At 71.2% G+C, this 26,979-nt stretch carries 22 protein-coding genes and 1 pseudogene; 13 read left to right on the top strand and 10 right to left on the bottom strand.

Annotation, left to right across the window (positions count from 1 at the left end; translation table 11 throughout):
* Positions 1–210: 210 nt before the first annotated feature.
* A complete protein-coding gene (locus ACIRL2_RS26580) occupies positions 211–954 on the bottom strand; it encodes an SDR family NAD(P)-dependent oxidoreductase (protein WP_395861664.1) in 744 nt (247 codons plus the stop codon).
* A gap of 173 nt (positions 955–1,127) precedes the next feature.
* Between ACIRL2_RS26580 and ACIRL2_RS26575 the strand changes: the two genes are divergently transcribed.
* The 3 genes from ACIRL2_RS26575 to ACIRL2_RS26565 all read left to right on the top strand — a co-directional run bounded on the left by ACIRL2_RS26575 (position 1,128) and on the right by ACIRL2_RS26565 (position 2,619).
* Entirely contained in the window at positions 1,128–1,658 is a 531-nt protein-coding gene (locus ACIRL2_RS26575; RefSeq protein WP_402235003.1) for a hypothetical protein, read from the top strand.
* 294 nt (positions 1,659–1,952) lie between these two features.
* Positions 1,953–2,141 carry a hypothetical protein gene (locus tag ACIRL2_RS26570; RefSeq protein ID WP_402235002.1) on the top strand — a complete coding sequence of 63 codons (189 nt, stop codon included), beginning with the start codon at positions 1,953–1,955 and terminating at the stop codon, positions 2,139–2,141.
* A gap of 322 nt (positions 2,142–2,463) precedes the next feature.
* A complete protein-coding gene (locus tag ACIRL2_RS26565) occupies positions 2,464–2,619 on the top strand; it encodes a hypothetical protein (protein WP_402234999.1) in 156 nt (51 codons plus the stop codon).
* Positions 2,620–2,817: 198 nt separating this feature from the next.
* Here ACIRL2_RS26565 and ACIRL2_RS26560 read toward each other — a convergent pair whose 3' ends face one another.
* Positions 2,818–3,432, bottom strand: coding sequence for a class I SAM-dependent methyltransferase (locus ACIRL2_RS26560; RefSeq protein WP_402234996.1), 615 nt, complete (start codon positions 3,430–3,432; stop codon positions 2,818–2,820).
* A gap of 177 nt (positions 3,433–3,609) precedes the next feature.
* On the opposite strand from ACIRL2_RS26560, the gene ACIRL2_RS26555 reads away from it, so the two are divergent.
* Positions 3,610–4,869, top strand: coding sequence for a sensor histidine kinase (locus ACIRL2_RS26555; protein WP_402234993.1), 1,260 nt, complete (start codon positions 3,610–3,612; stop codon positions 4,867–4,869).
* Positions 4,866–5,558: a response regulator gene (locus ACIRL2_RS26550; protein WP_402234992.1), complete on the top strand. Its 693-nt coding sequence runs from the start codon at positions 4,866–4,868 to the stop codon at positions 5,556–5,558. The genes ACIRL2_RS26555 and ACIRL2_RS26550 overlap by 4 nt, the downstream gene beginning before the upstream one ends.
* Positions 5,559–5,787: 229 nt before the next feature.
* On the opposite strand, the gene ACIRL2_RS26545 is transcribed toward ACIRL2_RS26550, so the two are convergent.
* From ACIRL2_RS26545 to ACIRL2_RS26530, 4 genes are all read right to left on the bottom strand, one after another.
* Entirely contained in the window at positions 5,788–6,807 is a 1,020-nt protein-coding gene (locus ACIRL2_RS26545) for a PQQ-binding-like beta-propeller repeat protein (RefSeq protein WP_402234990.1), read from the bottom strand.
* Between the two features lie 828 nt (positions 6,808–7,635).
* The gene (locus ACIRL2_RS26540; RefSeq protein WP_402234988.1) at positions 7,636–8,031 is read right to left on the bottom strand and encodes a hypothetical protein; all 396 of its coding nucleotides are present in this window, start codon (positions 8,029–8,031) and stop codon (positions 7,636–7,638) included.
* Positions 8,032–8,635: 604 nt separating this feature from the next.
* On the bottom strand, positions 8,636–8,956 hold the full coding sequence (locus tag ACIRL2_RS26535; protein ID WP_402234985.1) for a hypothetical protein: 321 nt from the start codon (positions 8,954–8,956) through the stop codon (positions 8,636–8,638).
* Between the two features lie 119 nt (positions 8,957–9,075).
* Positions 9,076–9,435, bottom strand: a complete 360-nt coding sequence (locus ACIRL2_RS26530; protein WP_402234982.1) for a hypothetical protein — start codon at positions 9,433–9,435, stop codon at positions 9,076–9,078.
* A gap of 59 nt (positions 9,436–9,494) precedes the next feature.
* Between ACIRL2_RS26530 and ACIRL2_RS26525 the strand changes: the two genes are divergently transcribed.
* The 4 genes from ACIRL2_RS26525 (at position 9,495) to ACIRL2_RS26510 (ending at position 15,589) form a co-directional block, all read left to right on the top strand.
* On the top strand, positions 9,495–9,938 hold the full coding sequence (locus tag ACIRL2_RS26525; protein WP_402234979.1) for a hypothetical protein: 444 nt from the start codon (positions 9,495–9,497) through the stop codon (positions 9,936–9,938).
* Complete coding sequence (locus tag ACIRL2_RS26520) at positions 9,869–10,354, top strand: HAD family hydrolase (protein WP_402234976.1); 486 nt, start codon at positions 9,869–9,871, stop codon at positions 10,352–10,354. The genes ACIRL2_RS26525 and ACIRL2_RS26520 overlap by 70 nt, the downstream gene beginning before the upstream one ends.
* Positions 10,355–10,757: 403 nt before the next feature.
* Positions 10,758–13,136, top strand: coding sequence for a dynamin family protein (locus ACIRL2_RS26515; protein WP_395861686.1), 2,379 nt, complete (start codon positions 10,758–10,760; stop codon positions 13,134–13,136).
* On the top strand, positions 13,133–15,589 hold the full coding sequence (locus ACIRL2_RS26510; protein ID WP_402234973.1) for a patatin-like phospholipase family protein: 2,457 nt from the start codon (positions 13,133–13,135) through the stop codon (positions 15,587–15,589). The genes ACIRL2_RS26515 and ACIRL2_RS26510 overlap by 4 nt, the downstream gene beginning before the upstream one ends.
* Positions 15,590–15,784: 195 nt before the next feature.
* On the opposite strand, the gene ACIRL2_RS26505 is transcribed toward ACIRL2_RS26510, so the two are convergent.
* The 4 genes and pseudogenes from ACIRL2_RS26505 to ACIRL2_RS26490 all read right to left on the bottom strand — a co-directional run bounded on the left by ACIRL2_RS26505 (position 15,785) and on the right by ACIRL2_RS26490 (position 21,081).
* Entirely contained in the window at positions 15,785–16,126 is a 342-nt protein-coding gene (locus ACIRL2_RS26505; protein ID WP_402234971.1) for a hypothetical protein, read from the bottom strand.
* A complete protein-coding gene (locus tag ACIRL2_RS26500; protein ID WP_395861691.1) occupies positions 16,110–17,690 on the bottom strand; it encodes a hypothetical protein in 1,581 nt (526 codons plus the stop codon). The genes ACIRL2_RS26505 and ACIRL2_RS26500 overlap by 17 nt, the downstream gene beginning before the upstream one ends.
* A 1,402-nt stretch (positions 17,691–19,092) precedes the next feature.
* Positions 19,093–19,410: pseudogene (locus ACIRL2_RS26495) on the bottom strand (alpha/beta hydrolase); the annotation flags it as partial.
* Between the two features lie 858 nt (positions 19,411–20,268).
* Positions 20,269–21,081: a hypothetical protein gene (locus ACIRL2_RS26490; RefSeq protein ID WP_402234968.1), complete on the bottom strand. Its 813-nt coding sequence runs from the start codon at positions 21,079–21,081 to the stop codon at positions 20,269–20,271.
* Positions 21,082–21,680: 599 nt separating this feature from the next.
* Between ACIRL2_RS26490 and ACIRL2_RS26485 the strand changes: the two genes are divergently transcribed.
* The 4 genes from ACIRL2_RS26485 (at position 21,681) to ACIRL2_RS26470 (ending at position 26,487) form a co-directional block, all read left to right on the top strand.
* Complete coding sequence (locus ACIRL2_RS26485) at positions 21,681–21,980, top strand: hypothetical protein (RefSeq protein WP_395861697.1); 300 nt, start codon at positions 21,681–21,683, stop codon at positions 21,978–21,980.
* A 634-nt stretch (positions 21,981–22,614) separates the two neighbouring features.
* Entirely contained in the window at positions 22,615–23,052 is a 438-nt protein-coding gene (locus tag ACIRL2_RS26480; RefSeq protein ID WP_395861699.1) for a hypothetical protein, read from the top strand.
* A 316-nt stretch (positions 23,053–23,368) separates the two neighbouring features.
* Positions 23,369–25,843 carry a DnaB-like helicase C-terminal domain-containing protein gene (locus ACIRL2_RS26475; RefSeq protein WP_402234965.1) on the top strand — a complete coding sequence of 825 codons (2,475 nt, stop codon included), beginning with the start codon at positions 23,369–23,371 and terminating at the stop codon, positions 25,841–25,843.
* Positions 25,844–25,905: 62 nt separating this feature from the next.
* The gene (locus ACIRL2_RS26470; RefSeq protein ID WP_395861703.1) at positions 25,906–26,487 is read left to right on the top strand and encodes a transcriptional regulator; all 582 of its coding nucleotides are present in this window, start codon (positions 25,906–25,908) and stop codon (positions 26,485–26,487) included.
* The last annotated feature ends 492 nt before the right edge of the window (positions 26,488–26,979 follow it).

Genomic DNA, 26,979 nt, shown 5'->3' with positions numbered 1-26,979 from the left:
CGCAGCGAGACGGGCTTCCGCCGGGGCGGACGCCCCCGGTGGAGACACGAGGCCGGGGCGGGGCAGGGGCGGCGCGTTTGCCTGATCGGGTGAGCAGCGGTCGATGTCGTGCCGGTCCGCCGTGCGCGCGGCGCGTCGAGCATCAGCGGGCCGGCGTAGCGGCCGTTCGGGGGTGGCCGGCGGCGGCGTGGTGCGGCCGGCCACCGATGCTCAGGCGGCGAAGCCTCCGTCCACGGCGATGGCGGCGCCGGTGATGTACCGGCCGCCCTCGCCCGCGAGGTGGGCGACGGTCGCGGCGACGTCCGAGGGCTGTCCGTAGTGTCCGAGGGCGGTGAGGTCCTTCTGGGTGTCGGCGCCCGGGCCGTCGGAGGGGTTCATGTCGGTCTCGATGGGCCCGGGGTGGATCAGGTTGGCGGTGATTCCTCTGGGGCCCAACTCGCGGGCGAACGATTTCGTCAGGCCGATCAGGGCGGTCTTGCTCGTCGAGTACAGGGAACCGCCTGAGAACGCGGAGCGTTCGGCCATGCAGCTGCCGATGTTGATGATCCGGCCTCCTTCAGCCATGTGCCGGATCGCGGCCTGGGACGCGACGAAGGGCGCCCGCACGTTGACGTTCAGGACCCGGTCGATGTCCGCCTGCGACAGTTCCTCGACAGGGCCCAGGACGCCGATGCCCGCGTTGTTGACCAGTATGTCGAGCCGACCGAACTCGGCAGCGGCCCGATCCACCGCCTCGCGCACCGCCGCCGGGTCCGCGCTGTCGGACCGTACCGCCCAGGCCCGGCGGCCCAGTGCCTTGATCCGATCCACCACGTCCGCCGCGCGCTCGGCATTGTGCTGATAGGTCAGCGCGACATCGGCTCCGTCCTCGGCCAGCCTGAGCGCGACCGCCTCGCCGATCCCCCTGCTACCGCCGGTCACGAATGCAACCTTGCCTTGAAGCACCGCAGTCATGTTCGCTCGTCTCTGTGTTGCGTTCGTGGACATGTCGATGCTCGTGGGTCTCCAGTCGGGAGTCTGGCGACATTCGGACGTCGCGTTGGCAAGGTGGACGCACAGCCAACCGCAACGCGGCTACCCCGCTCCGCGGGAAGCTGCGTGCAGGCGCAACCCGTTACCGTGCGGCCATGACATTTCCCAGCGAGCGGTTCGAAGGATGCTTTCCCGAGCTCTTCGGCTTCGTGCTGCTGGATGCCACAGGGCTCGACGATCTCGGTGTCGGCAGCCCTGTCGGCAGGAATCTGCTGCAGTTGTTCAGCACGAGTGAGCAGGGCGATCGGGTCGTACGGGACGGCATCGCGATTCCCGCGCAGAACATCGATCCCGGCTTCTACACCGTGCTCGTACGCCACGCCCGCAGCCCTTCACCGTGGCAGGACCCCAAGGTGACATCCGCCGGGTGGGTTCTGCACGTCCGGTCGGGAGAACTGCTGCTGTGCGGCCTGGGCTACCTCACGAAGTGGACGCCCGACCATCCCCGGCATCGGCGCATTTCCGTACCACCCGGCTGGTACGAAGTGGAAGTCCACGGACACCGATTGCACCCCGACGACCCCGACGACGCCGCCTACGAATTCGTCCTGAGCGGTCCGACCGGCGCCAGGCCCACATTCCATGCCCACCTCAACCACGGCCTCAACCTCAACGACAACGATTGATCACATCGGACTCATTCGTCTACCGCGGGTGCTCCTCAAAGGCGTTGCCCCCGAGCAATACCGAGGCTGAGCCCGGGACATAGTCATGGATCCAGCTCCGGATGCCGTCATTGGGACGGTAGGACTCCGCGCAGGTGACGAACTCGGCAACGCTGTGGCAGGCGGCGACGCTGGGATCGTTGGGGAACTCGCTCTGCGGAACAGGCGCGGGGGCGATGACCTGCCATGGGCGGCCGACACGTCTGCGTCCGCTGCTCCCCGCTGCGCCCCGACCCCGCGCAGCGCGGCCGGCTCGTGGAGATCCGCGACAACCTGCTCGACCGGATCGCCGAAGCCGAGCGCGAAGGCCGGCGCGGCGAGATCGAGGGACTCCGCGTCAGCCTCGCCGGTGCGGAATCCAGGATCGGCCAGATCGATGCGGCGGCATCGGGCGGGCCAGTCGTGCTCGGCACGCCGACGCCGAGAGCGAACCGCCACGGGTGATCAGGCAGCGGGTGGGGACGAAGCGGCAACCCCTCATGTCGATCGCCGTCGTCGCGGTGCGGCCGCCCGAATGTCGGGGCGGCTGCCGGACGCGTTGGCCGGCTTTGCTTGGAGAGTGCGCCTTCGTACAAGGCGAGTGCTCGGGCTCCCCGGCAATCTGGACACACGCCGTCGGCGTCCGTTATTTCGATGACGGCACCCACAATCGCAGGGAGTCGGGAATCAATGCGCATACGCCGGACGTCGGCAGCCGTCGCGCTGGGATCATCACTGGGAATCGGTGCCTCGGGTGCCGCACCCGTGTCGGGCGTGGTTGGCCGTCGTGGGCGGCAACGCCCGGGCCCGCAGGTTCTACGCACGCAACGGCTCGACCGACGAAGGCCCGTTCGCCTATCCGGCGGACGGCGCCGCGGACCCCGTCCTCGTCCCCTGCCACCGCTACATCAAGCCTGTCGAAAGACATCCGACGAACTGCTGAGCTTCACTCCTGCGGCGGGTGGGATGTTCAGTGGATGGCCACCACCGGCGGTGTCCTTGACGAGGGCAGCGACAGCGCCTGCTACACCCGCCCGCCCGGGTCGTCGACGCGGGCGGCGAGACGCCGACCCACGGCGCCGGCCGAATCCCGGTGGCAGCGCGGCGAACATCGCCTTGCGGCGGGAGGAAGGTACGCCGCCTACGCCGTCTTGGCCCGGTAGACGAAGGCGGGCGGAAGGTTCCGCCACACGGTCCGGGTGCGTTCGACGGTGCCGAAGGCATCGGAGAGTTCGTCGGCGAAGCGGCGTGCCGTCGGCATCCAGGCGGCGTGCCCGTACGCGAACGTCGTCATCCACCCCCCCGGTGTCAGCGCGCCGGTGACCGCGTCGAGGATCTCCCGGCGGACGCCGACCGGCATCACCGCCCAGGGCAGGCCCGAGACGACGGCGTCCACCCCGCCGGACGGGACCAGCCGCGACAGGTCCGCGGCCGACCCGTCGACGACGTCCACGTCCACCCGGGCGTCCGGGAGAGCCGCCCCGGCGCCGGCCGCCACCAGCGCGGCGCGTCGGGCCAACCGGCCCCGAAGGCCGGCGGCAAGGTGCGGGTTCACCTCGATCGCGACGAGGTGCGCACCGGGCCGCATGCGGGCCAGCAGCGCATCGGTGACCGCGCCGGTGCCGGGCCCCAACTCGACGACAAGCGAGGCGTCGCCGAGCCCGATGCCGTCGGTGAGGCAGTCGGCCAGACCGTGCGAGCTCGCCGCGACGGCGCCGGTACGGAGAGGGTGGCGGAGGAACTCTCGGAAGAACATGCCGAAAAGCTAGGAACGCGGGCCGTCGCCGCACGTCCCCCGGTGAGTCGCGGATGATCGTCCCGCAGGACACCGCGGTGTCCTCCTCGCGGACCGGACCGTCATCCTGAGGTGCCGCCGCCATCCCCCTCCCCGGTACGAGGCGCCGGGACGGGGCCGAAACCTAGCCTGGGGAGCGTGCCCCGCCTCCATCGATTGATTCCGTGGCTGCGCCACCACCGGTGGCCGGTCGACGCCGTGCTGATCGTCGTCCTGGCCTCGCCCAACGACCGGCTGCACGGACCGGGTTGGCGCCCGGTGTGGGTGCAGGTCACGTTCACCGCGGCGCTGCTCCTGCCGCTGCTCGTCCGCCGCCGGTTCCCGCGCGCCTTCGCCGCCTGGGTCGTGGCGGTGGCGTGGCTGCAGTACGCCGTCCACCCATGGCGCGGCGAGCCGCGACTGTGCGACGCCGTACTGTTCGTCGCGATCTACACGCTGGTGGTCCGCGGCCATCGGCGTGCCGCCGCCGCGATGTGCCTCGCGGTCGCGGCATGGTTCACCGCGTACGCGCTGACCTGGTACCTGGACGAGTCCGTGAACTGGTCCAACGTCGCGCTGCTGGTCGCGCTGATGTTCGGCAGCTCGTGGATGCTCGCCGAGTACGTCTTGGCCCGCCGCGCCTACCTGGCCGAGGTCGTGGAGCGCGCCGCGCACGCCGAGTCCGAGCGCCGGGCCCACGCCCGCGCCGCCGCGGCCGAGGAACGGGCGCGCATCGCCCACGAGTTGCACGACGTCCTGGCCCACAGCGTGAGCGTGATGGTCGTGCACGCCGAAGGCGCCCGGCTGGCCCGGCACAAGGAACCGCAGGTGGTCGGCCGCACCCTCGACACGATCTCGGCGACCGGCCGCGCCGCCCTGGACGATCTGCGCCGCCTGCTCCGCGTGGTGGCCGAGCGCGAGCCCCAGCCCACCGTCCAGGACCTGCGCGGCCTGGTCGAGCAAGCCGGCACCGAGCAGCGCCCGGTACGGCTGACGTTGCACGGCAGCCCGGACGCCTTCCCGGCCAGCGCCGGCCTACAGGTCTTCCGCATCGTCCAGGAGGCCTTGACCAACTTCCTCAAGCACGCGGCCCCGGACGCGTCGGCGCATGTCCGTGTGGACTTCGGTGACCCGGGCCCCGGAAGGGTGGCGCAGGTCGAGGTCGTCAACACCGCCGGCCATCGCCCCCGGGCGGCAGAGCGTGTCGACGAAACGCACGAAACCCTCGTGAGCGGCCCCGCCCATACCGCGGTGGCAGGGCACGGCCTGGCCGGCATGCGGGCCCGCGCAGCGCTCTTCCACGGCACCGTGTACGCGGGCACGACCCCAGAGGGCGGATACCGCGTCCGTGCGGAACTCCGCCTCCCCGACTCGGCGTTCCACCACGCCCCGATCCAGGATGCGGCGGTCGCACGATGACCGGCCCCCTCGACGCCGAGATCCGCTCCGGCGAACCGTCCCCGGCACGCGTCCTGCTCTGCGACGACCAAGAACTGATGCGCGTCGGTCTGCGCATGGTGGTGGACAGCCAGGATGACCTGACGGTCGTCGGCGAGGCCGCAGACGGCGGCCGCGCCGTGGAACTCGCCGCGGCGCTGCGCCCGGACCTCGTGCTCATGGATGTGCGCATGCCCGTACTGGACGGCGTCGCGGCCACCGGTCGTATCGTCCGCGAACTGCCCGGCGTGCGCGTCCTGGTCATCACGACCTTCGACCTCGACGAGTACGCGTACGCAGCCCTGCGCGAAGGCGCGAGCGGCTTCCTGGTCAAGGACGCACCCGCCGACGAAATGCTCGTGGCGATACGCGGCGTACTGCGCGGCGACACCTTCGTCTCCCACTCCGTCACCCGGCGCCTGATCGACCGCTACGTCACCGGCAGCAGCCCACCGGTCGGCCGCGAACGCCTCGACCTGCTGACCGACCGCGAACGCGAAGTCCTCGGCCTGGTCGCCCGCGGCCTCAGCAACCGCGAGATCGCCGCCGCCCTCCACCTCGGCGAGACCACCGTCAAGACCCACATCGGACGTGTACTCACCAAGCTCGACCTCCGCGACCGCGTCCAGGCCGTGGTATTCGCCTACGAATGCGGCCTCGCGACGCGCTGATGCCCCATCGCGGAAACCGTCCGCCAGACGTCCTTTGTCCTTGGGGTGCAACCGGGTGTGGGGCGGCGGCCCGTCGGCTGCCGGCCTCCGGCTCATGACGTGGCTGCCTGTCGACTTCGTCCATCCGGTTCGCGTGGCGCTGCCCGGCCATCATCTCCTGCGTCCGGTCAGGGGTGCCGACGCCGCGCTCGACCACCCGCCGCTCTCGGTGTGCAGCCGTGCGTACCGGTCAGTTTTGTCGGGTGGCGAAGACGTATGCGACTCCGGGGTTGCGGGTGATCACGGCGTGGCCGGTGCCCACTGGTAGGGGCATGTCCGAGACGGTGCGTTGGAGGACTGCTTTGGTGCGGAGGTCAACGGCCATCGAGGGGTTCTTGCCGGAGTACAGGACCGGGCCCACGACGGTGACCGGGGTCAGGCGGACCTCGTCCTTGGCCTGCTGCCACAGCAGTTTCCCGGTGTCGGTCTCCCAGGCGGCGGTGGTGTTCGTCGTCGCGACCACGACGACGGATCCCTGAGGGTTGGAGAGCCCGGACTTGTGCGTGCCCGAGAGCGTCGGGCCGGTCGACAGCAGCCTGCCGGTGGCGGGGTCGTTGACACTGTAGGCGATGGCGTGGGACTGCGTTGCGCCGTAGTCGTACCAGGCGATGACCAGCTTGTCGCCGTCCTGTTCGACGAGTTCGGGATCAACGGTGGCGGCTGCGCCGGCCGGCCGGGCGAGGTTCTGCGGCGTCCACAGGGTGGCCCCGGTGGCGGGATCGAACCCGGCCAGGGTTTCCGCTCTGTGCAGGTCCACGGACTTGGAGTCGCGGCGCCGGTGGACGATCACCCCGGAGGCGACGGTGGCGCTCTCGTCCATGCAGACCCGGTCCTGGCAGGGGATCCGCCAGCCGGGAGCGTCGCTGCCGGCGTCGCTGATCACCAAGGCCCCGGCGTCGCTTCCCCTGCCGTGCTCGGTGACGATGCGCCTGCCGTCGACGATGAAGGGCTTGTCCTGGCCCGGGTATTCCTTGTGGGCGATGCGCTGCCCCTTTTCGTCGAAGACGTCGACCACCCAGGCCGTCTTCGCCGGCGAGATCCCGTCGGAGGGAGTCTTCTTCACGCTCTCGCTCACCAGCGCGGGACGGCCGTGCCAGGTGCCCGCGACCGGCTTGCCGGGAACTTCGACGCTCGCGTGACTCGCGCCGGTCGCCGCGTCGCGGAACTCCACACCACTGCCGTCCCCGCCGTCTCCGTGCGGCGTGATCAAGGCGACGCTCGCGCCGAGGGGTGCGGCGCTCGCTCCTCGGCCGGTCAGTTGCGCCGACCAGAGCGGTGCGCCGCGTACGCCCGCCGGTGGTTCCCCGGGAAACGCGGCCGCCGTGGACCGGCGCCCCGCACCGCCCGAAGCGGCCGCCGTTGCGGCGGATCCGCCATCCGGGCCCTTCGGGCTCCCGCCGCCGGAATCAACGCATCCCGCGACTGCCAGGCTCGACGCCACACCGACGGCGAGTAACACCACACGCCTCATGAGTACACCAACTCCCCCGTCCGACACAGGTCTTCGACCCGTCCGAGCACGGGCACCATAGCCGACGGCGCGCGTGATCGCTCTTCCGGCCGAACCGGCCGGCACGACAGTGGGCGTTCGAGGGAGTACGGTCTCGGGCCGCTGCTGGCCGGCACGACGGCGGCGGCGGGCCCGGGGCGCGGTGGATCCGGCTTCGTACGTCGAGCACCCTCACCGGTTTTGGACGATCGACGGTCCGCCCCCACAGCGGCTACGTTTCGCAGGCGCGGCGCGAGCTTCGGTGGGGTGACGTCGATCGTGTCCCGGGCGCGGTCGGTGCCGGCGTCACGCCTGCCGGCACCGAAGCGCCCGCCCACCCCGCGGCCTCGGGGCAGGGACCGCAGGGCCGCGGCGGGACCCGGCGACGGGGAGACGCCGGACCACCACGACGGGACGGGCACAACGACCCACCGGCCGCCGAGTGACGCCTACGCTCCCGGAGACAACCGGCCGACCGCGTCGACCCACCCGCCGGCCGCGGAAACGGCCTTCGTAGCAGTCGGACGGTTCGTGGGCGAGCAGGGCGGCCTAGCGGCACGCGTCCCGGTCGCCTACTGCGCCGGCGCGGTCGGCGGCGGCCGGGAGCACGGTGTTCAGGGTGAGCGCGAGCCGGAGGATTGCATGACGTACCTCCTCGGCCTCGTCGTCGCCGATCGCCTCGCCGGGCCGCCCGCGGGATCCGGGCCCCCTGCCCTCCCGCCAGGGACGGCGCGCCCTGCAGCGCGAGGAGCGCCGCCGCCAGGACCGGCGAGGCGTTGTCCCACAACGCGGGGAGGATCTCTCCCGGTCCGCGCACAGCGCCAGGAGACTGCCCGCCGCTCCCGCCGGGCAAAAGCCCTGGCATGCCGCCCGCAGGACGGACCCCGTCTCGCCGGGATCGACCTCGCGCAGCGCGGCGTCGTGCTCCACGAGGAGCGCCCGCACGTCTTCCGCTCACCGTCGTCGCCGCCGCCCATGCGCGCCCCACCTTTGTGTCCGTCCGCGAATCCTCATCGCCGAACCGGTCGACCGCGATAGGGCAATCACCCACCCAAGGGGCGCAACTCCGCCGAGTCGCCTTCCTGTTGCTTCCGCACGGCCGGTGTGTCGTCGGCCGGGGCCCGGTCCTCGCACGGGTGGCAGACAGCGTGGCGGTGACGAGGGGGCGGGGCGAGCAGGTGCTCACGCGGGTTCAACGACTTCGCCGGCCCCTGGGTCGCGCGCCGGGCCCGCCCGCCGGACGCCCCCGCGCGGTACCACGCGGCCGTGCCACCTCCGCGCCACCTTCGTCCTCGAGGTACAGGCCACACCGTCGACCGCCTCCGCGCCCACGGCCCGATCGACGGGAAGGCGTTCGCGACCCTGCGCCGACCCCGGTGACCCCGGTGCGCCCGCCGGTGCGCCCGCCGGTGCGCCGGACGGTGAGGTGACGGTGCGGTCGGGGATGAGGGCCCCCGACCCGCCGAACCGGAGTCCAATAGACGCAGGTCGGAAGCACTTTCTGTGTATCTGATCAAGACCCGGACGCACCCCTGGCAGGGGCGCGAGGTCAGCCGCTTTCCCGGCCTGGCAGGGGCGCACCGTCCAGGAAGGCGTGATAGGTCTCGACGGCGTCCGGCTCGATTTCAGAGTTGGAGGGGCCGTAGCGGGTGTCGGTGCGGTCCCGCTTCGGCCCGGAGACCCAGAACTCCTCACCGGTCGCCACGTCGTAGAAGTTCGCGTCGGACATCCCCCCTGCACGGCGCAGTGTCCTGTCGTGAAAGTACGCGGTGCTCCAAGTCTTCGAGAAGTCCACCCACCCGATCCACGAGGGTCCGCGGTCGGTGCTGTAACCAGTCTTCAACTGCACGAACATCAGACGTCGAGGCATACGTTCAGGGTCCTGCACAGGCCGCACCTGTGACCAGCCATTTTGCGGGCGCCTACGAGACCCGACGCCACCGCCGACAAGGGCCCGGACAGGTGGGTACGACCCGATGCACTCTCCGCCTATCCGATCAAGACCCGCACAAGCCCACTCGTTCGCGTTGGTGGCTGGTGAGCGTGTCCCAGGCGGCTTTCTGCCGGGACGACCCACCGGGCGACCGGCGTGCCGCGATGGACCACGTCGAGGACCACGTCGTCGAGCCGGGCCCGGGAGTGTTCGGTGGCCGGGACGCTACCGGCGTCGGCGAGTCGTCCTCGCAGGTCGTCGTAGCCGGTGGAGATGTGCACCTGCGGCGGCAACACCGAAACGTCGTGGCGTCCGGTCGGCAACACCGGCACCGCGACGGTCCTCACCCACTCCTCGAGCCACCGCAACTCGTGCGCGAGGATCGTCCACACCCCGTGTGGGGCCGGTGCAGGCACACCGTCGGGACACCGAGAACGCGATCCGCTCCCTAGCGGCACACCCGGCGGTACGCGTTGTGTGCGAAGGCTTCGCGGGCTTCGTCGGAGGCACCGCCGGTGCAGGGTCGATCATCCCGGCCGAGAAGAATCACATTCGTTCGACGGGGCCCGTTCGCATCCAACCAATGGTTTCGCGGGACTTGCAGTGCTTGAATGCCGCGGTGGTCTTGGACGTGGGGGAACTGCTTGCAGCGCACGATCGCATCCTGCGTGGCTCCGGTTCGGCGCATCCGCGGTTCGGCACAGTGGTCGAGCGGATCGGACCGTTGACCCTCACTCACTACGGTACCCACTGCATCGTCGAGCACCTCGCTCCGGACGCCTCGACCCCGGTCGCGCGGCTTGCCGCGCAAGTGCGGCAGAGCGCGGCCGAGCGTGTGGAACCTGTGGAGTGGCGTGTGTTCGCCCACGACGCCGAGGCGTCGCAGCTGACGGCCTCGCTCGAAGCGGCGGGTCGGTGACGTGCGCGTCATCGAGCCGGCGGCGCGGTTGGCCCGCGGCCGGGGCCCCGGCGTCCCTGCTGCGATCGCCACCGGCAGCAGTCGCCGTTTCGTCCGGGCGGGACTGGGACGCCGCAAAGCCGGCCGGTGTGTTCGACGTGGTCGTTGTCCGCGATGACGTCGCGCGCGGCAAGCCCGCCCCCGACATCTTTCTCCGCGCCGCAGGACTGTTGGGGGTCCCGGCCCGCTGCTGCGTGGTCTTCGAGGATGCCGATACCGGCATCGCCGCCGCCCTGGCTGCCGGCATGCGTGTGACCGATGTGCGGCGGCACCTCACGGGGGTCACCGACACACGCCGATCCGTGGCGTCCCGGCTTTCCCCGCGAACGCGGGTGATGGGCCGGTTCGACGACCGGCAGGCGCCCAACGGGCCGTGAGCCGGGTACTTTTCCCGGGTTTCGTGGCGGTCCGACCGGGCTGCGGAGGTGATTCCACGGGTTGTCCGGTCGCGGTTCGGGGTCTTCGATGTGGAGCAGTGCGCGAAGGCAGCGGTGGAGTGCGGTGTGGCCGGTGCAGTCGATCGCGCGCATCCAGGGCAGCGGTGCCATCACTTGGGCGATCGTCTCGCTCGCGCACGCGTCCAGCGCGGTGCGCAGTTCGTCCGGGACCGGTGCGTCGGTTGGCCGCGGCGGCGTGACGCCTCGGCCGGGGGCGACGCGATCCCCGCGGCGATCCCGATCGACTGCGAGGAGGGGCGGGCAGTGCGTAGCCTGGTTCGGAATCATGGTCGGTACGCGACGTATTCGGCGGCGTCTGCCCGGCGCCGCCCGGGGGTGAGCGATGACGTACACGGATCCCATGCTGCCCAGGAGACTGGCGGCGCTGCACCAGGACGTGCTGGAGTTCTTCGCCCGGGTGGAATCCCTGCTCGCACAAGCGGATCCGCACCTGGAGGACACGAAGAATCGCAAGAAGGCCACCCAGGCACTGATCGATCTGGTCACCGAGGCGCGAACCTCCGTGCAGAACCTGGAACTTCGGATGGCGATCATCGCGCCGATGAAGGCCGGCAAATCCACCATCGTCAACTCGCTGGTCGGCTACGACCTGGTGCCCAGCCGGGCCGCCGCGATGACCACGTTACCGACCGAGATCGTGCTCTCCCAGCCCGACGACAGGCTCCGCCCGACGCTGCAGATCGACCCCAGGGACCACGAACTCTTTCGTGAGGCCATCCGCCGGATCGCCGACGAACTGGCCCCGGACAGTGCCGATCCCGGCTATCGGGATCGGATGACCGGCCGCTACCCCTACCTCGCCGACTTCCTTCGGCAGATCCAGGACGACTGGCTCGCTCGCTGGAACCGCACCACCTTCACCGGCCTGGACGACATTCGCGGCGCCCTCACCGCGTTCAACGACCTGACACGCCTGGCGGCGGGGCTGCGCAATCCCGTGCACCTGGCGGACCGGCTGCACGCCGTGCCCCGCATCGTGGCCTCGCACCGATGGGCTCCCACCGACGACACGACCGCGTTCGGCCACCTCGTGCTGGTGGACACCCCCGGCCCGGACGAGGCGAACAGCGGCCTGCGCCTGTCCGACGTACTGCGCCAACAACTCGACAAGTGCTCGGTCATCCTGGTCGTCCTGGACTTCACCAAGCTCAACAGCACCGCCGCGACGACCATCAAGGACACGATGGAACCGGCGCTCGCGGTGATCCGACGCGACCAGTTGTTCGCCGTGGTCAACAAGGTCGACCAGCGCCGACAGGGCGACATGAAACGCGACGAACTCCGCCGGTTCGTGATCGACGACCTGCGTCTGGTGGACGGCGACGCAAGTGACCGGGTCTTCGAACTCGTCGCGATCCGGGCCCTCCAGGCGGTCCGCTGCCTCGACGAGGTCGAGGCGGCCGAGGCGACCCGACCGGGCAGCTTCCAGCCTCGGAGCGGACCGGCCACGCGGGCGCTGTACGAGTTGATCTACACGATCGAAGCCGAGGAGGAACTCGGCGAGGCGACCACGGAAAGCGTGCGCAGGCTCGCGGAGAAGGCCCGCTCGCGCTCCGGCCTCGACGACTTCCTGCGCCAGGCAATCGCCACGCTGCGTACCCAGGCGGGCTCCCGGGTCATGCAGAACGCCCTGCGCCGCACGGTCGCGGGCATCGTCGGACTGGCAAACGAGGTGCAACTGCGGCGCGGCGCACTCAAGAGCAGTCGCGAGGCGGTGGCCACCGAGATCGAACTGCTCGACAACGACCTGCGCCGGATCGGCGAGATACGCGAGGAACTCGACAGCAACACCGACGTCGCCGACCAACTGCGCTCCGACGTCGACAAGATCCTGCGCGGCACGCGCGGCAGGAGCCTGCGCGCCATCCGCGACATCGAGGTGACGGACAAGCCCGCCGGTATCGCGGGGGAGGCCCGGCTGATCTCCCAGGCGCTTCGGCCCAATCAGCAGGTGCCGGCCGTGGACGCGGTCGAATTCGACACCGTGGAGGACGCGCAGGCATTCCTGAGCCTGCTCACCCGGCCCGTGATCGAGAGCATCGACGAGGCGCTGAAGGCGGCCCAGAGCACGGCCGCACGCACCTTCGTCGAACGGATCAACAGCGAGGTGGACCGGCACGGTGCTCGGCTCCAGCCGGTACTGGAAGAGGCGCACCGACGCCTGCGCACCCAGTTCCGGATCACCCTCGACGTGCCGCCGGCCGAACTCTCCGACGACACCGAGGACTGGGCCGCGATCCCGCTGCGCAGCGAACAGCGCACCATCGAGATCTTGGTGGAGAAGACCCTGCGCCGGCGCGTCTGGTACAAGGTGTGGATCGGCTGGGGCACATTCCGGGAGCAACATCGCGAGGAACAGCAGAAGTCGTTCCACCGGATTGGCCTGGACGATGTACGCGAGCGGATGATCGGCGACCTGGACCGCAAGATCGAGGCGATGCGCGAGGAGTTCCACGCCTACCTGACGAGCGAGTTGTCCCGACACGTGGAGAACTACTACGCGCAATTGCGTAGATACCTCCAGCGCTACCGGGACGCGCTCGCCGAATCGCTCAAGGATCGCGAGCGCAAGCGTGAATCGCTCGGCGAGTGGGAGGCGCGGGTGGGCCGCTTCCATGAGGAGTTGCGGGCCGAGACGCTGATCGCCGAGGACTTCCTCGACGGCCTCCAGCCGATCACCTCCCTGCACGGCCTCCAATGAGCGACCCGACCGGCCCGACCGGTGAGTTTGAGATCGCCCCCGCCCGGGTCTCCGAACTGGCCCGGAGCATCCCGCTGGTCAGCGACGCGCTGTTGCTCGAACTGGTCAACTGCCTCCAGGTCGCCACCGATCTGACCCGGCTTCCCCGGCACAGCGGGTTCTTCAAGGCGTTCGTGGCCCGGACCGTGGGGCGAGAGGCGCAATCCCTGCTCAACCGCAACGTGGTCGACGCACAGCGGTTGCTGCTGCAGCGGATCGAGGAACTCACCGGCCAGGGCTCGGTGTCCAACCTCGCCCTGGCTCAGGCCGGTCGGCTCCTCGCCCGGACCCGGCAGGACCTGGACCGGCTGACCACCGACGAGAGCGACCATCGGACGGCGCTCGACGCGACCCTGACCCGGCTGCAGGCCGGCTGGGCCGATCAGCACCGACTGCTGACCGGCCGCCTGGAGGCGATGCACCACCTCGACATGTTGATCACGGCGTGGTCGGCCGAGCAGACCTATCGCGGGCTGCCCTGGGCGTTGCAGGTGGTTCTGCTCGCCCAGGAGGCGTATCGCGGACCGGTGGGCCAGTACGAATTCCAAAGCGGCGACCCGATGTTCCGCGATCTGCTGGCGAACAAGATCCTGGCGGGCAGCCGTACGCGACTGCCCCGCCTGCTGTTGCTCGACGACGAGTTGTTGGCCCCGTGTCTGCGGTTGGAATCACCGGCGGACATCCCCATGCTCGCCGACCTGGTCCGTTCCTACTCCCGGCTCGTGGACGGTCACGTGCCGCTGCTTCCGCTGCCGTATGTGGTCGGCCGATGTCTGGTGCTGGCGGCCGAGGCGGCGGGTCCGGTCCAGGACGTGGTCCACCGGGCGATCGAGGACGCGGCACGGTACGACATCCGGCCGGGGCGGACGGTCAACCCGCGGGCGTTCGTGCGCCAGGTGGTGGCGAGCACGGCCGCGGTGGTCGCCGCCGACCGTCGGATGCTCTCTCCCGCGGAGCCGGCGATGGGCCCCGGGCCCGGCGTGGAAGCGGAACCCGTCGTGGGGTCGGCGCGAGGCGCCGAGGCGTCCGCGGATGCGGATGCGGGACCCGTCGTGGGGTCGGCGCGAGGCGCCGAGGCGTCCGCGGAGGCAGAGGCGGGACCCGTCGTGGGGTCGGCGCGAGGCGCCGAGGCGTCCGCGGAGGCAGAGGCGGAATGCGCCTCCGAGCCTTCTCGGGGTCCTGGATCCAGCGGTGAGCGGGCGCCGGCTGCCGAATCCCCACAGCCGCCCGCCACCCCCGTGCCCGACACCGGTCCGACGCGGCCGATTTCGGCTCCGGTGCCCACCACGAGCACGAGTCCGACTCCCACCGCGCCGGGTCGACACCGCGGCGCCGAGCCTCGGTCGACCGACATCGTGGCCGTGCCCCGACCGCTGTCCGCCGGCTCCGCCGCGTCGGTCTGGGGACTGGTACTGGCCGGCGGTGGGGCCAAGGGCGCCTATCAGGTCGGCGTATTGCGCCGACTGGCCGAGGAGGGCCTCGAACCGCGCGCGATCTCCGGTGCCAGCATCGGCGCCTTGAACGCGGCCGTGGTCGCCTCCTCGCCCTCGTTGGCCGAGGGGGCCGCTCGGCTGGCCGTGGTCTGGGAGGCCCTGGGGACGGCGTACCAGGCCGCCGAGAACGAGCGCGGCGCGGGCGTCGGCGCGGGCGTGCGGGCCGAACTCGCGCACGTCCCGGTGCCCGAGAACGCGTCCGGTCCACCGGCGGGTCTGCGCGAGCTCCACCGCCGCAGGCACAGTCCGATCCTGCGCACCGAGTTCCTGCGCGGACTGCTGGAACGCTGGGTGGATCCGGCGGCTCTCGGGCGCGGTCCCGACCTGTGGGTCTCGGTCTTCCCCGCGATGGCCGGCTGGTCCGGATTGGGGTGGCTGGTCGACCTCGGGCGCTCCGCCGCCGGTGCCTCCGCGACCTGGTTGCGCGTCCAGGACCTGGCCGAACACGACATGCACGACGCGTTGTTGGCCAGTGCGGCGTTGCCGTTCGTCTTCCCGCCGCGCCGGGTCGCCGGCCGCCCCTACCGGGACGGCGGCCTCGGTGACAACGTGCCGCTGAACCCTTTGGCGGCGGACAGCGGTTGCACCAACGCCGTGGTCGTCCACCTGGGCAACGGCGTGGTCTGGGACGGCGCGGCCTATCCGGGATGTGCCGCGCTGGAGATCCGGCCCACCGACGACATCGTCGAGCACCCCGATCGACGACTGGGGAACCTGGGCGCGCTGTTGGACTTTCGACCCGCGCGCCTGTCGGAACTGCAACGACGCGGCTACCGCGACGCGGCCGCGCTCGTCGGCGCCACGCGCGCGATGCTCGATCGCGCCCACACGTTGCGCGGCTCGCTGAAGGAGGTGGACTCCGCACTCGCCGCGGCCCGAAACGCGTCGGAAGCCGAATCCGACCGGCCTCCCACACCGTGACCGGACGATGAGCCGACCTCGCCACGAGTCCATGACGGACGACCGCCGCGAGCTGCCCCGGGTCAGACGGGGGCGCCGAAAGCTGCCCCGCCGGGTACCGTTCGGCATCGAGGCACACACCTCACATCCCCTGCCCTTGTCCCCGTTCACGGGAGGACCGAGCTGTCTTTTCCCGCCGACGAAGCACGTTTGTCGTCACCGGATCGACGCGCAGGCCGCCGACTGAAGCAGTGTGGGCTCGGACCACACCCATGAACTCACCGCGTTCACCGTGGACAGCAGTTCGCCGGTGCGCGGGTGGCGAGCGGTGAGGTCCATCGCGGAGAACGCGCCGTCGTGGATGCGCCGGCCGAGGCGGTCGCGGTGCAGGACGTCGAGCACGTCGAGGATGCGCCCGGTGCCGCGTACGAGGCGGAACATCTCGGAGACGTGCACGGCGTCGCCCGGCTGGGCCGATGCCGGCAAAGGCTGAGCGGCCTCGGGGATGTGGGACGGCGTCAGTGCCTCCCGGCCGCGAACCTCATGTTCGGCAGCCATCCGGGGGGAAGTAGCTGGAGGTGATCCGGTAGATCCCGGGGCGCGAAGCGGTCAGTTGTATCCAGGGGCCGCTCGCGCGCAGGCAGGCGCCGTCGGAATACAGCCAATGCGAGTAGGTGGCACGCACGGTGACCGTTCCCGGGCGGGGCATCCTGAGCACGATGTCGGCGTCGCCGGCACGGAGCACTTCGGCGGGGGCGGTGGCCAGTGGCACGGCGTCCCGGACGCGGAAGACGGTCCAATAGGCGTCGTTCCAGACCGGCTCCAGCCAGGAGCCCAGGCGTCCGGACCGGATCAACGCGGCCTCGGTCCTGGCGTAGCCGTCCGGTGGGGCGTGCGGCAGGACGACGTAGCCGACCGCCCAATCGTTCAGCCACGCCCGATAGCGCGCCTCGTCGAGCTCCTCGGAGTAGAACAACCGGCCGCGCTCCATGTCGAGTTGGCGGTTCCAGCCGCGCACCGCCTGGAAATATCGGGCGAACACCCGGGCCTCGCGGTGCGAGCCGGTGGGGACCACTTCGACACGGCCGCGATAGGCGCCCAGCCGGTCCAACTCGGCGATGACCCCGGCGGTGTGCCGCGACCAGTCGGGCACCTCCGTATGCGCCTGCACATCTCGGACCGCCACCACCGCCGTCCAGATCACGCACATCGCCAGCCCCGCTGCACAGAAGCGCGAGCGGAAGGACACGTCACCACCGACTCGGAGCGAGAACCTCCCGGGCTGCGGGCCTCGCCGTCTCCGCTCGAACCAGATTGCCAGCAGCACGGGCGCGCCGAGAAGCGTGCCCAGGCGCTCGACGTTGGTGCCCACCGGCGAGGGAATCAGCCAGGTCAGCACCACACCGACGGCGTAGACCGCGCCACCGGCCCGCAGCTCGCGCCAGTCGCGCGGTGCCGTCAACGCCACCACGACGCCGGCCAGGACCGGCAGGATGATCCGCTCGGCTCCCATGGGCTGTTGGCCGTGGGACGGGAACAGCGCGCTCACCAACCCGCCGACCACACCCGTCGGCACGATCAGGGCCAGGCCTCTCGCCCACTGCCGGTCGAGCAGGAACCCCGCGCCCGCCACGAGAAGGAACAGACCGGCCACGGGGCTGAACAGCACGGTCAGCCCCGTCCCCACGACCCCCGCGACGAGCCGCCACACAGGTGTGTGCCGCCCGACGAGGACCAGCAAGGTGCCCAGCGCGCTTGCGACACCGAGAGCGAATGTGGCGCGGCCCGAGACCACGTTGGCCCACACCGCCAGCGCCCCGATCAGCGCCGGCCACGTGGGCACTCTCCGGGTGGTGCGCACCAACAGCGCGGCCAACAGCCAGGTCGAGGTCAACCCACTCAGGGCGGCGAGGGTGCGGACCCCGAGCAACGCCATCAACGGCGGCGAGAGGACGCTGTAGCTGCCGACGTCGATCCCGCCGAACCAGAACAGGCCGTACGGTGTACCCGGATGCCGCACGGCGAACTCCGCCCAGGAGTACTGAGCCGCGAGATCACCGCCACCGGTGGCCAGCAGGAGACCCCATCCCACATACAGGGGTAGTGCGAGCGCAACCGCCACATGACATATCCGCCACCGGGGCGGGGAGACATCGGACGGCTTCGCGGGCTCGGGGTCCCCGCCGCGACGCGCGCCGGTCGCCTGGCCCGGGCGACCACCGCGCCGTTCGCCGGAGGCGGCGCCGACGACCGCCGTCACGATGCGTTCGCTCTCGCGTCCGAACGCCGACCGACGCGGGCATGGACCCCACCGCAGGCGGCGCAGTGGAGCGAAATGATTCCGGCCGTCGCCCCCGCGCGGCTCGCTCATGACAGGTTCCTCACAGGCACAAATGGGCTCCACAACCGCTCGACGGATGCGGAGCCTGCTCAGGCATCAGGATGACGCACGAAGACTAATGGCCAGGCGCGCCGTGTGGCGCTCGGGGGCGGACCGGGCTCGATCGAGGGGAGGCCGGCGGCCCTATGGTAGGACGGCGCAGGACACGGCGGGGGCAGCGAGTGTGAGCGCGAGGACTGGGTGGGACGTGGTGCCCTGCCGGCTCCCGGTCGGCCGCGCGGTGTCGTCGGCGGGCCGGCGGCGGGTTTCGCGTGTCAGGGCCGGGCGGCCGCGGTGCACCGGTGCCGCCGGAAGGGCGAAGGCCGGGATCCGCCGTGGTGTGGCACGTATCGGTGCTCCAGCCGTTTGCCCATGTCCGGGACGCCGGGACGCCGGGACGCCGGGACCCGGCGTGGGCGATCCTTCAACGGCCGCCACCGTACAGTCGCGGCGCGATGCCCACTGGCCGGCGCGCCGATGTGCGGCACCCGACGACAAGGGAGACGACGTGGCGTTACGGAAAATGGCCGAGGTGGACCTGAAGTAACCGGAGCCGGCCTGTTGTCTCGGCCGCCACTGCCCCGCGGCACGCCGGCACCCCGCGGGGGAGCAGACCGGGGGAGTCGCCGGGCACACGGCTCCGATCCGGCCCGCCCGTCCGGGTCCTGCGTGTGCCGGACGTGGGTGCGTGCGGCCGATACGGTGTGACGTGGAACGGGGTGGCTGGCCCGCCCCGTGGCGGGGTGGGCCGGCCGTTGTCACGCGGTGGGCGCGAGGTTCACCTCTCGGTCCACAGCGGCTATCCGGTGCCGTCGACGGGGCAGCCGAAGCGGGGCCCATTCGCCGGCGCGGATACCCTGATGGCCTCGGTTGGCGGTGAGGTGCCGACACCCGGACACCACGAGGCGATCGCCCTGTTCGAAGAAGACCTGGCCGCCCGAACCCGCGCCGTGGAGCCGGATCACGGCAACACCTGGGGTTCACGACACCATCTCGCCCCCTCTGACGGCGACCGGGTACCGGCGTTCCCGACGCTCGGGGAGTGTCTTCCCGCTCGCATGGTGTTCGGGGAGTGTCTTCCCGCTCTCAGGGTGTTCGGGGCCGGAGCATCCGGCGTGAAAAAACCACCCGGTCGGCGGTCGGTTTACGAGGTGCCGTCAAGGACCTGGCGCAGGTGGTGCGCGAACTCGTCCGGTTTCCCCGGATATCCGAACTCTCCGTCGCAGAACCCGCCGTGATGGCTCGGGAACACGGTCACCCGCTGCCCGAGGAGTTCGGCGGTCGCGACGGAGGTGCGTCCGGTCTGCACGTTTTCGGACTCCTCGCCCACGGCGAACACGACGCGGGTCGGCGAAGCGGCGATCGCGTCGGCATCCGGCCGATAGCTGCTGACCGCCCATGACCGGTGGGACAGCAGCGGATCGTCACGTGAGCCGTCATCGTGCGTGGGCATCCCGAACGCGGTGCCGGAGATCGCGGCGCCCGGGGCCCGGGAGGAGTGATCGTCCCCGGGGCGGCCGGGGCATTCGTGCGGGCACGGTGGAGACGGCCACCGAGGGCATGCGCGACGTCTGGGACAGGACCGGTCCACCCGACCTGGTCACACGCGGTTGGGCGTTTCGGTCGTGGGGCGCGACGGGGGCGGCGACACTCCGGGGTGGCTCGTGGACGGCCCGGATCCCGAGGCGTGGAGGACGCTCGTGGGGGACCGGGGCAGCGAATGGCGCGTCTACGACCGCGGCATGGTCGAGTTCCTGTGCCGTCTCCTCACGGTGGACCGGGAGAACCCGCTCGACGTCCCGGCCTACCTCCGTGGAACGCCCGGTCCCGGGGCCGGGCGACATTGGCGCAGCCTCCCGGCGGAAGCGCTCTCCGAACGCGACTCACGCTGAACAACCGCCTTCCTCCCGCGGCCGACTGCAGGGCACTGACACGGGCGCGGTCGACGCGGGTGGCGCATTCCGACACGGACACCCTGGGTCATGACACCCCCAACCGGCCCGCACCGCCCCGGAGAGCAAGTCGCACTGAGCGAACGACTGCTCGTATCCGCCTCCGCCGACCACGACCCGTCCGTCGAGAACCGCGGCCTCGATCGTGAGCAGGCAATCCGCAGACGAATCGTCCTTGTTCGGCCCCCGCGGGTTGTGCAACCGGTGCTCGGTCCAATGGTCATCGGCCGGATCCCGGTCGAACGCGTTCCGGCCACGAGAGTCGACGCAGACCACCAAGGGTCGTCCGTCGACGGTGACGACGTCGAAATCCTGGATCCGCCGGTCGGAAATCATTCGGCTTGACGCGAGCAGGGATGGGGAGTTCGTCATCGAACATTATCGCCGGCCGGCGACGCGCCATGAGCGACGGGCGGGGGAGCGGTGATCGACGGTGATCGGTTCACGCCGTAGGGCATCTCGAGGATGAGGTCCGGTGTCGGCGGCAGGACGCGCGTGGGGGCGTCGTAGTCCGACCAGGCGATGGTCCGCGAGTGGGTGGGTGCTCCCGTGAGGATCGCACGTTCGGGGAGCGGTCGTCCTTTGGAGGGGATAAACACGTGGGTGGTGCCGGTCGGGCCGGTTTGCTCGAACACTATCGAGGGGTGGGCGTTCGGCGCGGGGCCGGCCCTACGGGTGGCCTGGGCGAGCACCCCGACGAACCCGCGCGGATCGTAGGACTTCGAGGTGGTCAGGACGTCGGCGCGCAGCGGGTCGTCGCTCACGAGGTGGGCGTACTTGCCGTACAGGTCGTTGATCAACGCGTCGTCCTGGGGGTCCAGGTAGCCGAGTGCGTCCGCCCAAAACAGGCGGGTCGCCCTGACGTACACGTCGGAACCGACACTGATCACCTCGACGACCAGGTCGCCGGATTCCATGCGGGCGGTAAAGTCCCCGGTCCTGGCGTCGAGTCGCATGTCCGTGTGCGTATCGGGCTCGCCGTTCCCGATGGCGTCGACCACGACGTGGACGGAGCGGGCGCGTTCCACCAGGGCCCTGACCCGGTCACGCAGTTTCGCGTCGCCAAGGGCCGAGTTGTCGCTGCTCTCCGAGCTCGTTTCGTCCAGTACGCCCACCACCGAGCAGCCCGTCGCGAGCAGCACGACCAGCGCCGCCGCCACGGCTGTCGATCGCCGGAGCACGGTCGTTCGTGCCGACTGGAGAAGGCGACGACTTCCCGCGGACGGCGGGCGGTCGTAGGACACCGAGCCCCGACCGGACACGACCCTCGTCGTCTCGACGCCCGAACTCCGGTACGGGCCCGGTATTTCGTCGGAGGCCCCGCCTCGCGGAGACCGCGCCGGCACCGCCGCGAGTGTCGCGCTCTCGCGGACGGACCGCCTCGAAACCGATCGCGTTCGTTTCGACACAGGACTCCCATCCCCCGGCTGGGCCCCACCGACCACAACCGGGCCCATCCTCGCGGAAGCGTGATCGGGGGGATCAACCGGGGGCCACGACGAATTGGCCCATGAATCGGCTCACTTCATTCGCCCAGGCGAACACGGCCGCTTTCGTCGATGCAGGCGTCGTAGATGTCGTCGTCCAGGATCACGCCGTCGATGACGACCTCGATGTCCTCGTCGACGTCGACGAACACCACGCCGTCGTCACGCCCCGCGCGGCCAGGATCCTCACACGCGGCGCATCCCACGGCGGGCGGAGCTCGACCATCACGACCCCCGAACCTGCTTCGGACACTCGCAGCGGCTCGGTCGGTCCCCTCTGCGAGTGTGTCGCCATGACGATGGCATCACCTGACGAGCGTCCCGACGAGGCCGCTCTCGAATTCCTGCGCTCGGCGTTCGAACCGGCGTGGCGGGAGCCGGCTTTCGGATACGAGGCCGTCACGGCGTGGGAGAACGAGAACGGGGTGGTGCTTCCGGAGCCGTACCGGAGTCCGGTCGCGGAGATCTCCAACGGGTCCTCGCTCGGGCTGCCGGAGGACGGTGGCCCGCCGCCCCTGGGCCGACTCACGCCGGGTTGGTCCCACTGGGTCAACCGGGATCCCGCCGCGCCGTTCCCGCTCCGGGAGACCTGAGCCCGGGAGGGCGAGCCCTTCGCGGCGGACCACGACGAGCGCGTCGCCGACGTCTGCAACCACGGCTCCGTCGTGCTGGGCACCGACGATGAACTCTCCTACCGGCTGCTCGTCGTCAACGGGCCCCACGGGGCAGGGTCTGGCTGGTCGGCGAGACGGGCGCCTACCGGTATCCGGGGCCGGAAGCCTTCGGCCTCCCGGAATGGGTTCGACGCCGGCACGCCGGCGACGGCTGGTGGGACTGACCGCGACAGGGAGCCCGACGCGCCGAGAGCGCACCGGGCCCGAACACCTGGTGGGGATGCTGCCGCTGCCGACAGCGTCTGCACGATCTTCCCTGTCCGGTGTACCTTCCCGGGCTTCGGGTTCAGGTTCCGTTCGACGGACCACATCACCGTGCACGAGGCCGCCGGAGTGATCGGCAATCGGAGGCCTACGCGAGTCGGCGAGCTGCGTCGCGCTCCGACGGTCACGTCGAGATCCGCCCCGCGCGGGCGACACCCGGCGCCACGCCATGCGGACGGGGCGCCCCGAACGGAGCGGACGAGCACCCGCCTCCCGGATCGCAGAGCCACCCGTTCGACGGACGGAAAACACGTCGATCACGTCGGACCGGTACCGCACAATGGCCCGCATGTTCCCCGATGACACCTACCTGTCGAAACTCGGACGACTCACGTACTCCCTGGCCCTGCTGGAGAGCACAGCCCTCGCGCACCTGACACAACTTGCGGGCCTGCCACCGGCGTTGACCGCCCGCAAACTCACCGGCAAGACCCTCGAGGCGATCGCGCGCGCCCTGACCGACCCGGCCAACCTCGCGAAGGTCACCGACCCCTCCACCCGAACGTACCTGGACGCGGCCGGCGAGGAACTCGCCGCCGCCGCCCGAGCCGGCCACGCCATCACCCACGCCCGCGCCGCCGAACCCGGCGAAGAGCCCCGTCTGCACCGGCGTCCAGACCACAGCACTGCCGGCACCGACATCACCACCACCTGGCTCGACCACGCCCAAGCCGAACTCGACGACGGGCTACGCCGCCTCGGCGAAGCGCGCCGCACCGCCGCCTGACGCCTGGCACGCTGGGGTCTCCGGGCGCGCGGTTCGCGCGGGTGCCCGGCGGCTGCACCCTCCTTCGCGGTGTGAGGCCACGACCGTGCCGTCGCCCTTCCCGGTCCAGAGCCCGCGCCCTCGGTTGTGCCGGCCGACCACGGCGAACGCTCCTCCGGACGGATATCGCTCCGCCCGATGAGCATTGCGGTGAAGCCGCTCCGACACACGAGAGCACCCCTCACTCCGACTCGACTTCCTGGCGATTCGGCAGATTCTCGCGTCGAATCACGGTAGGATCGAGAGGGTCGGTGTCCGTGTGGGAAAGGTCGGGCGGATGAGCGACGGAGAGCGGACACCGGACGGGGACGCCTCGGGTCGGATTGCGCGCGGTGCGGTCGGCCCGGGTCCGGGTCCGGGGTTCGGGGTGGAGGAGGTCCGCAGGCAGTGGGCGCGGGTGGTGGCCGACGCCGCAGACGGCATCCAGGTGGTGATCCACGCTCCCCACGGCGTGCGTGCGGTGTTGGGTCCGCCGACGCCGGATGTGTTGGCCGCGCAGGGGGAGTTGCCGGCGTTCACGATGACCGCGGCCCGGCAGGGCTTGGGCAACCTGGTGCGCGCGGCCGCGGCGGGTACCCCGCAACTGGTCTTGCGCTACCGCCGCGTCTACGCCCAGATCACCCACACCGCCACCACAACCAGCGGCGGCGGCACCGCCGTGCCGGCGACGCGGGCGATGCCCGGACCGGACGCCCCCGACGTCGCGCCCCCGCCACCCGCCGCTCCGATCACCCCTGCCGCTTCCTCGGGGGCGGGTCGTCGTGTGGCGGGGTTCGCGACGGCGTTGGGCGAGGCGACCACCGCCCGCCGCCGTGCGATCTCCTTCGGCCCCACAGCCTTGGACGAGGCCCTGGGCGGTGGCGCGTTGCCCGGCCGCCTGGTGCTGGTGGTCGGTGCGCCCGGAGCCGGCGCCGGATTGTTGGCGGCGGGCACGGTGTTGTCCGCGACCCTGGCCCCGGCCGACGACCCCGACAAGCCGAACGCGGTGCTCTCGTGCACGCCCGGCCGCCCCCGCGCCGACATCGCCGCCCGCCTGACCGCAGCCGCTGCCGGAGTCGACCACCGCAGGTTGCGTGCGGACACCCTCACCGAGATCGAACGCCACGCCGCCGACGCCGCGTCGGCGCGCCTGGCCGCCGGGGGACTGCTCCTGGACGACGGCGCCGACCTCACCCTGGACCTGCTCCGGGAAACCGCAGCGGATATCGCGGGCCTGCGCCTGGTCGCGGTGGACCCGCTCAACCACCTCCTCCCCGGCGCGGCCGGCGTTGCCGGTCCCGATGTCCGCCATGGTGTGGCCGCGTTGCGCCGGTTGGCGGCGGATCTGGACGTGCCGGTGGTGGCCGTGTGGGAGACAGGTGTGGGCGAACCGCCGGAGATCGTCGCGGCGTTGGGCGAGGCGGACACCGTGGTGCATCTGACGCGTGAGGGTGAGCAGGCGTTCGCGATCGTCGCCGAACGCGATCTGGGCCCGGTCGCTCAGGCGGCGCTGCACGCCGACTTGGCCCACGTCCGCTTCACCGACCCCGCACCGGCTTCGACCGCCGTGGCCGAGACCGGCCCGGCCGAGGTGCCCTCCGCCGACAGCACCGAACCCCTAGCTCCCGCTCCTCGCGAACGAACCGAGGGCCGACAGGATGGGCTCGCGGCCGGCGCACCGGCGACCGCGCCCCGCCCCTCGACCACGCCCGCCCGCGCCGGCGCCCGCCCCACCTCCGCCGCGCCGAAAGCCCCGGCCGCGTCGAAGGCGCGCAGGGTTGTGATGGACGCCGACGAGGACCCGCTGCCCGGGGCGATCGCCGGCGCGGTCGCCGAGGAACTCGCGGCCGCCGAGGGAGACATCACCGCCGCGAGCGAGGCCTTGGCCCGCCGGGCGATCCCCGACGTGATGGAGCTCCTGCGGCTGTCGCGGGCCGGGTCCCGGTACGAGCACACGTGGTATCCGCCGTTGCCGGAGTTGTTGCGCAAGCGGAGCAAGGAGGAGTCGGACGCGGTGTGGGAGGCCCGCCCCAAGTGGCGCAACCGGCACCTGCCCCCGGGCGATCACGAGGTCACCGCCCTGGACATGAACGCCGCCTACCTGTCCGCGCTCAAGGCCCACCTGCCCATCGGCCCGCTCGAACACCGCGCCGGCCCCGACCTGGACGACTTCGACGGACCGCGCGGCCGCAAACGCCGCCGCGCCGGCATCTACCTCGTCGAGCCCCCGACGTGGGAGCACGACGATCTCCCGAACCCGCTCGGCGACCGGGACGAGCCCGGCCCGCTGTGGATCACAGACCCCACCCTGCGACTCCTCCTGCGCTGCGCCTCGCCCGCGTACGGCACCCTGTGCGAGGAACCGCAGATCCTCGAGTCCTGGACGGCGGTGGCGACCGAGAACCTCCTGGAGCGGTTGCGGACCGCGTTGCGCGACGCCCGCGACGCGGCGATCGCCGAAGGCGACGACGTGACGTTGGACTACGTGAAGCAGATGTACGCCAAGCTGGTGTCCACGATGGGTGGTTCGAACTACAACCGGGAGATCAACCGCCCGGACTGGATGCACATCATCCGCTCCCAGGCGTTCTCCAACCTGTGGGTCAAGGCCTTCAAGGCCCACCGGGGCGGCCTCGCCGTGGTGCGGGTGATGGGCACCGACGAACTCCACCTCACCGGCGGCGACTGGCGCACCGTGTTCGCCGAGGGCCGCGGGGTGGGCGACGTCAAGATCAAGGACACTTACATTCTCCAGACCAAGGACAAGAGTTGACGGCCCACCCCACCGACCCCACCGACCCCGCCGCCCCCTCGACCGAGAGGAACTGACCGCGTATGCCGTACCGCTCCCTGGAGCCCGGCAAATACGGGATGCGCGGCATGCGCGCCTCCGCCCTGGCGGCCGAGCGGCTGGACGAACTCGCCGACGGCGTCAGCTCGCCCGTCGACACCGAACGCGGCCTCGCCGCCCGCCTGCGCTACCTCACCGCCTCGCGAGCCGGCTACGAGGCTATGGAGACCGCCGGTATCGCCGTCACGCCCCGCACCCTCGCGGCCTGGCTCGCCGAGGATCAGACCCCCAACCGGGCGAACCTGCGCCGGATCGACGCGGCGTACCGCGACCTGCGCCGGCGCAACGTGGCGCGGTCGCTGACCCGTCGCCTGAACAACGGCGGCCGCGGCACCCGGGTGGAACTGCACCCGCACGACCAGTCCGGTGTACGCGAGCCGCACCGTCGAGCGGGCGTGGCCGGGCACCGCAGTGTCAACGTCCGCCGTTGGGACGCGATCGTGCGCGCCTGGGCGGCCGGGGACGAACGGATGCTCGACGAACTGTGGACCGACGAGGTGTTGGCCGATCTCGGCTCGGACTGGGGCGGCTTCGAGTTCGCCTCCGGGGTCGGATTCGCAGCCTAGCCAACTGTAGGGTCTCAGTCTCCGTGGCATCTCACGATTTCGGTATCGAACGCGGCATCGAACTGAGACGACGCAGGGCAGCGGACTGCGGTGTACGCCGGATGTGCGACCTCGACGCCGAGGACCCGAGCCACTTCCTGTTGTGCGACCTCTTCGTCACGCCGGTCGTGCGCCAGGTGGTCGAGCGTAGGGATCGACCGAGCGGGCGCTCCACTGCCTTTGGCGACGCACGTCCGGTCGTCCCGCGCATCGACCACTCGTTGGCACGATCGGCTCCGCAACGCCGTCATCGCGCCCGAGTGGGTCGGTGACGAGGGCGTGTCCGGGAGGGCACGCCTTGCTCACGTCCCGGTCGACGTTCGGGCGGGCGGTTGTGGCGTGTTCGGCCCTCGTGGGGGCTCCTGTCTTCGTATGGTGGCCGCCGGCAACGTCCGAGCAACAACCAGGGCATCGACTGTCCGGCCTCGACGCTACGTTGATCGCTCAAATGCC

It is taken from the genome of Embleya sp. NPDC127516 (assembly GCF_044765325.1).
Classification (GTDB): Bacteria; Actinomycetota; Actinomycetes; order Streptomycetales; family Streptomycetaceae; genus Embleya.
This window is presented reverse-complemented; position numbering and strand designations above follow the sequence as displayed.